The organism is Pseudomonadota bacterium, from assembly GCA_030860485.1.
Taxonomy (GTDB): domain Bacteria; phylum Pseudomonadota; class Gammaproteobacteria; order JACCXJ01; family JACCXJ01; genus JACCXJ01.
In genome coordinates, this window is the sequence record JALZID010000205.1 from 1 (window position 1) to 6,318 (window position 6,318).

The 6,318-nt window shown below is 60.9% G+C and carries 5 protein-coding genes and 2 pseudogenes; 5 read left to right on the forward strand and 2 right to left on the reverse strand.

The window, feature by feature from the left end; translation table 11 throughout:
• Nucleotides 1-93: 93 nt before the first annotated feature.
• Nucleotides 94-645, forward strand: coding sequence for a chlorite dismutase family protein (locus tag M3461_11900; GenBank protein MDQ3775005.1), 552 nt, complete (start codon nucleotides 94-96; stop codon nucleotides 643-645).
• A gap of 186 nt (nucleotides 646-831) precedes the next feature.
• On the forward strand, nucleotides 832-1,581 hold the full coding sequence (locus M3461_11905) for a TVP38/TMEM64 family protein (protein MDQ3775006.1): 750 nt from the start codon (nucleotides 832-834) through the stop codon (nucleotides 1,579-1,581).
• Nucleotides 1,582-2,556: 975 nt separating this feature from the next.
• Here the strand turns inward: M3461_11905 and M3461_11910 are convergent.
• Nucleotides 2,557-2,827, reverse strand: a pseudogene (locus tag M3461_11910) (HupE/UreJ family protein).
• 593 nt (nucleotides 2,828-3,420) lie between these two features.
• Between M3461_11910 and M3461_11915 the strand changes: the two are divergent.
• Nucleotides 3,421-3,679 (forward strand): annotated as a pseudogene (locus M3461_11915) (transposase).
• Nucleotides 3,680-3,948: 269 nt separating this feature from the next.
• On the opposite strand, the gene M3461_11920 reads toward M3461_11915, so the two are convergent.
• Nucleotides 3,949-4,659 carry a Crp/Fnr family transcriptional regulator gene (locus tag M3461_11920; protein ID MDQ3775007.1) on the reverse strand — a complete coding sequence of 237 codons (711 nt, stop codon included), beginning with the start codon at nucleotides 4,657-4,659 and terminating at the stop codon, nucleotides 3,949-3,951.
• A gap of 749 nt (nucleotides 4,660-5,408) precedes the next feature.
• Here M3461_11920 and M3461_11925 point away from each other — a divergent pair.
• Nucleotides 5,409-5,585: a hypothetical protein gene (locus M3461_11925; protein MDQ3775008.1), complete on the forward strand. Its 177-nt coding sequence runs from the start codon at nucleotides 5,409-5,411 to the stop codon at nucleotides 5,583-5,585.
• Between the two features lie 83 nt (nucleotides 5,586-5,668).
• On the forward strand, nucleotides 5,669-6,318 hold a 650-nt coding region (locus tag M3461_11930), incomplete at its 3' end, for a hypothetical protein (protein MDQ3775009.1).

Sequence of the window (6,318 nt, forward strand, 5' to 3'; positions counted from 1 at the left end):
CCTTCGTACCGGTCGGCGCGCGGTGATCGGCGCGGGGCCGCGCCGGCCGACGGTAGGGGCGCATGGACGTGCGCCCCGACACCTTGGAGCGAATTGAGCCACCACTACACCTTCGTCTGCGGCACACTCGGGCCGTGGGAGGTGGCGAGCATGAGGCCGGTGCGGGGCCAAGGACTCGATCCCGCCGCGCGGATCGAGGTCGTCAACACGAGGCTCGAAGCCCTGCCGGCGGGCGCAAGCTGGGCCTTACGCGGCGTGACGAGCAATCTCCGCTACACCACGCGTGATGAAAAGGAGCGCTTGTCGGCCGTCCAGCCGGCACTCGGCCGGAGCCGCGCCAGCCGCGCGGCGCTCATCCCGATCAAGAAGAGCGCGCTGTGGTGGGACCTGGCGCAGGACGAACGCCGCCGGATCTTCGAGGACGTCTCGCACCACACGTCCATCGGCCTGCGTTATCTCCCCTCGATCGCGCGCCGGCTCCACCATTCCCGTGATCTCGGGGAACCCTTCGATTTCATCACCTGGTTCGATTACGCGCCGGAGCACGAGCGCGATTTCGACGCACTGCTCGCCGAGCTGCGCGCAAGCGAGGAATGGACCTATGTCGAGCGGGAGATCGATATCCGCCTCGTCCAGGCGGGCTAGCCCACAGTCTACCCGACGCTCTCGCAAATCAATCGCCGCGTCGCGGACGAGCGAATGAGCCAGAAGCTCACGCCGACAGCGAAAAACCTGATGCAATGGATATTCGGATTGCAGGGGCCCGCGAGCGCCACGTCAGGCGAGACGCATCTCAACGCCTCTCCAGTCAGCAGAACATAGGAGCGCGCGATGCTGGACTTGAAAGCAAAAGGAATACCCTGGAATTTGATTATCCCCGCGGTGGTTGTGGTGACGATTTTCGCCGCATGGTTTCTGCTGCCGCTCAAGCAATGGCTGCAGAGCTTCACCGATTGGATTGAAGGTCTGGGCGTATGGGGTGGTCTGCTCTTCGCGGCAGTGTACGTTATTGGAACGGTAGTTCTCGCGCCCGGTTCGCTGTTCACGATCGCAGCCGGCCTCGTGTTCGGCTTGGGGTGGGGATTTCCTATCGTAATGGTGGGAGCGACGGCCGGGGCTGCGCTTGCTTTTCTAATCGCGCGCTATGTCGTGCGCGAGAAGATAAAAGACACGCTCGAGAAGCGGCCCAGGTTCAAGGCTGTCGATAAGGCAGTCACCGAGGACGGCTGGAAAGTTGTGCTCCTTCTCCGTCTGAGCCCGTTGGTACCTTTTAATCTCCAGAACTATTTCTTCGGTATCACGAATATCGACTTCTGGCACTATGTTTTCGCGACCGCGGTCGGAATTGTTCCTGGCGTCTTGCTGTATTTGTATCTAGGCGCGATAGGCGGCGCTTTAACCGGCGGCGGCGGCGAATGGGGAACGCCGCAATGGATTTTCTTCGGAGGGGGTCTCATCGCAACCATCGTCGTCGCGGTCTTGGTCACTAAAAAGGCGAAAGCAAAACTCAAGGAAGCGGGTGTGGCGGAAGACTCGGGACAGAAGGACCGCACGCAGCCTTCGAAGAAACAATCCTACTAGGAGATTGTGGTGCATGCAACCCTTTCGCTTCGGTCCCAGGCGCTTTCCCGCGCATCCGCAGAGCGAAACTCGAAACGCTGCGGGTAAACCCTATCGTTGCATAAATATCGCTTACCTGGGGATCTCAGGCAGCTTGCAAGGCTTCGAGGTAATGAAACAACTCCTCTTGGACTAAGCGAAGGAATGCGTAAGATCATCGGAGTCGTCCGCTCTACGTAGGTCCATTCCTCGCTCGCGCGTAGCTCGGCGAGCAGTGCGTCGAAGTCGCCGGGCCCGACGAGATCGATTATCCGCGTGGTTCAGGTCGGTTGAGGTCATCGACAAGAGACCACGTTACGAATCACGGAACCACTGAACCGATCGGCGGATCACATGGCCGGCCGGGCCTTGCAACGCCCCCCTCTTGTGTCCGAGGCAGCGCCACCCGGCGACATTGGGAATATTTCACACCTTCCTCGTGAACTACGTCACAGTGACCGGCGCTCGGTCTCGCTAATTTGGCGTCCACTTCCAGCCTCGGTTCTGCCCTCGTTCGACGCGCATAAGAACGGGCCATGGCAGGAAGCAATCCGGCCTCGGTTTGACCCCGTGCCGGGCACTTACGTCATCTCGAACTTCGATCCTAGAGGCTCGACAGCATGAAGGCCGGACACGTGATTAAACGCCTATCGTGGGTTTCGGTCATCATTGCCGTCGTGTCTCTTCCTAGGATCCTCGCCGGCCTTTTTCCACTGCACTCGTCCGGTGTTGCCGGCGACCCAGTGATTGAGGCCGCGGAGCGCCCCGGCTCCGCAACTACCTCACGGGAACGGGCGATCGCCGCCCCGCACGTCCTCGATGAGCGGCGAGTAGTGGCGAAATCATCATCCGATCGCCCCACACAGGCCGAACGTGAGGCGGCGGACTAGACGAATCGTTGCAGTCCATCGACTGACAGGTAGCCCGGTGGGCTGGAGGCCATGCCGGGTGCGTCCACTAAAGGAGCTTGAGGTCCAGACCCCGCTCCACCAGCCACCGGGCTGCCAGCAACCAGGATGGCGAGCGAGCCCATATAACACCGTATGGCGCGCGCCATAGGCCAGCGGGAGGAAGGCCGTGCGATCGCGAGCTGGCCGCCTTCCACCCCCAAGTTGAACGCCAGGAGTGCCAAAGCCAGGGAACCTTGGGGCAACCCGAGATCGACGAGCACGCTCGCGAACCCGAGACCGTGCACGAGCCCGAACGCGAAGGCCAACAGCCAGCGTCGTGACGTCACCTCGCCTACACGAACCCCCGCCAACGCTTCGCCAACACCCTTGCGGGCGTCCACGCATGACCCGGGGCCATCGTGGATCGCTACTCCTTCGATGTGCGGCTCTTTCACCCGCTTCTCCGCGCCGGTTTATCCCGGCGCCCAGTGGCTCCTGTCGCTGCCCAAGCGCCTGCGCTATTTCCTTCACCCATGATCCGGCCCTCGTTGGGCCGGTTTGCGGATCTTGTTCGAAGGGGTCGAGGACCGACTCAAGGCCCTCAAGTCCCGCGCACCGCCGGAGGCCCGCTTCGGGGCGGTGACCTTTGTCCATCGCTTCGGCTCCGCGCTCAATGCCAAGCTGCATCTTCATTGTGCCACGTCGATGGGGTTTCAGCCCTGTCCTGAGCGCTGTCGAAGGCGCCGAGACTGAAGGAGTGCGGTTGCACGAGGTGACCGCTTTGACGGATGAGGACATCGCGGTGGCCACACGAGGTGCGTACCCGTGTCCCGCCGCTCTTCAGGCGCCGGGATCTGTTATCACCCGATGACGCCGCCGCGATGCGCCACTAGGAGCATGGCGGGGTTTTTCGTTCGACGCCAAGGTCCGCATCGAGGCTCGCGAGCATGCGGGACTCGAGCGCCTGCTCCGGTATTGCGCCCGCCCGATCTTTGCCAACGAGCGCTTGGCGTGGGCATCGACCGGTGAACGGGTCTACGCACTCCCCAAACCCGAGCCCCTCGGGCAAACGCCCTGGAATTCTAGATCGGCTGGCGGCCTTGGTGCCGCCCCCGCGCTGTCACCGCCATCGGCACCACGGCGTGCTCGCTCGTCCCACTCCAAACCTTCCTGCCGGTCAAGCGTATTGACCGGCACCGGCGCACCCGCGCCCGAGCACCGGATGCCAACCCCAGAGCCCCACAAACCCACCGGGCCACCCCAACTCCACGCTTCCGCCCCGGCGTGGACCGCTTTTCACCCCGCCAAATCACCGCCCAGCCGGTCCGACGAAACATTGCCCGTTGGCAACTAGCGTTGAAATTCGTATCCTTCATCGGTTTCTTTCCCGCGAATGGCGTTTTCGCGCCAACGCCTCCATCTCTCTACTCTCTAACGCTGCCGCCTTGCTATCTACCGCTCACCGCTGCTCGATACTATCCAGGTGCGCTTTGAGGGCTGGCACGTTCACCACGAGTGCCTGACTACGCCCATAGTGCACCAGCCCAAGACGTCGGAATTTGCCCATGGTAACGGTCACGTGAGGTCGGCTCATCGCGGCCATTTGCGCAAGCTCATCATGGCTCGCGTGCAGCACGACTTCACCCCCTTTCTCACCCGGAGTCACGGCGAGCTGTAGCAGCAACCTCCCCAGCCGATCTTCGGCACCTCGATACGCCAACACCTCGATACGGCGTTCCGTCTCACTTAGTCGTTCGCAGAAGGTGAACACTAGGCGCGTCAGTGCCGTGCCGTTATGTTGTAGATAGTCGACAAAGTCACTGTACCTGATCTCGAGCGCTTCACTCGCGACGATGGCGCGACTCGTGGTATGCCGAAGTCCTCTCTCTTGGGCGCAGAAGCAAAGCTCTCCGAACGGCTCACTTGCCGCGATCACCTGCAGCATGACCTCGTGGCCTCGTCGATCGCTGGTCATCACCGCCACCCGGCCGTGTCTTAGGAAAAACATTCCGTCTGCCCGATCGGCGGGCCGCCATATCCTCGCACCTTTCCGGTAACGTTGAATACTGCCGAGCGAACCGTCTTGCGGAAGCTGTTCGAGGGTGAGGCCGGCCAGGGTCTGACAGGTGTCATGGGAAGGGAACTGCGGAGGTATATCTCTCGGCATCATCGGCTCTCCTATGATGTAGGCCTCTGACCGCCGATGGCGGCCTGACAGGCGGTTTATCTTTCACCACTTCACTCGTTAGACCCAAATGACATATGGATGTAATGGCGAGTATAACAAAACTTTGAATTGACGTTAGCAGACTAACGCTTATTTCTTGAACCAACGAGCAACTAAGAAGTCAGAGAGGTGTAAAGAAGACCTATGAGCCCCAATCTGAACCGCTACCCGCTGGTGTACAGACCTTCCCAGCCCGCTCATTCACGGTCTGTCGATCGGTGTGCTGTCGTGCTCGGGCTCACCCTCGCCGGTTGCGTGAGAGGGTCTCAGGGCGTGGCGCAACAGCCCGCCGAGGCGCAGGCGAGCATCGATCAAGCCCGCCCGTCACCCGATCCAGAGGGGGGTCGCTGCCACCGGGCGACCCACCGCCATCACCCGCGCCACCACCGCGACCCATCAAACCCCAGGAAAAACAAGCGTTGGATGTACTCTGGAAGCGACCGTCGCGCCCGGGCCCATCACCGATAGCACGCGAGCCCGCGGCCGGGATATCGGTGGTAGGAAAGGGTACGGTGTTCCGTGTACTGCCCGGCCCCGCGGCATTTGCCAAAAAATCCCCCAGGAGCTCCGCGTTGCGGGAGGCTCTGTCGCTTCCCCATTATCGCAGAACATTGCCGTCCTGCCTGGTGGACAAGTTCGCTTCGCCTCGATCGACCGGACTGTAAACGACACCAAAGGTTTCGCAGGATTGGATGGCATTTGAAGGATCCTTTACCGATGAGAGGGCAACGCGTGGCGCATCGTGCAGATCGAGAAAGCTGGATCCCTGGTACGGCGGGGTGATCATCGATGCCAAGCACCATGTGCAACTGATGCGTGGTTATCCGGCTCATCCGCTGATCCAATGCGCGATCTGCTTCTGGGGCTAGGCGGATGACTCAAGCTGAGCTGTCTCGGCTTGGGCGAAGGCACAAGCGCAGCTATCGTTGGTTTCATTATAACAGGAGGAACCATGTTTACTTTCCATAAACGTATCATTAAAACTTCGGTCGTAGGTATCGGCGCATTACTGGCGGTCGGTATCGCAGAGGTAGATGCCAGCAAGTCACGGAATTCAAATGGCCCCCCCAATCCGGGACAACCGGTCGCACACCGGCTCGGGGACATCGACCGTGGCCGAGCCGTTTTTCGCTTTGCAACTTTCGGTAATGAGGGTTTCTGGACGGATGCCGTACGCTTGCCCGCGGGAATAATTGATGCCGGGGTGACGCCATTTCAGGCGTTGCAATTAGGCCTGCACATAGATATCAAACGTCTCGATCCTGACACCGTAGAACTTTTGAAGTCGGAATTGACCGCCGACCCCACAGGTCAGAGTTCGCCTACGCTCAACAACCCAGCGAACACCGTCAAACTTATCAACGCCAACGCGGTCATTGGCTTGCCTGCGAAGGACAGTAACGATGACGCCACGATCGACATCACCCAGGGCGACAAAGTCGGTGCGAGCTGTGCGCTTTGTCACACTATCACCGATGAATCGGTCTTCAATATGCCGAACGGCGGCTCCATTGGCAGGCGGCAGGATGGCCGCGCGCCGCACACGCTCGATTTTGGCACGCTGGTCGCCCTCGGCGCTAATTCGCGCGCCTATTATCCGGT

What these genes read in the sequence shown, in the direction of transcription:
- M3461_11905 (MDQ3775006.1), top strand. Translation starts at nt 832, where the DNA reads ATGCTGGACTTGAAAGCAAAAGGAATACCCTGGAATTTGATTATCCCC.
- M3461_11925 (MDQ3775008.1), top strand. Translation starts at nt 5,409, where the DNA reads ATGGCATTTGAAGGATCCTTTACCGATGAGAGGGCAACGCGTGGCGCA.
- M3461_11920 (MDQ3775007.1), bottom strand. Translation starts at nt 4,659, where the DNA reads ATGATGCCGAGAGATATACCTCCGCAGTTCCCTTCCCATGACACCTGT.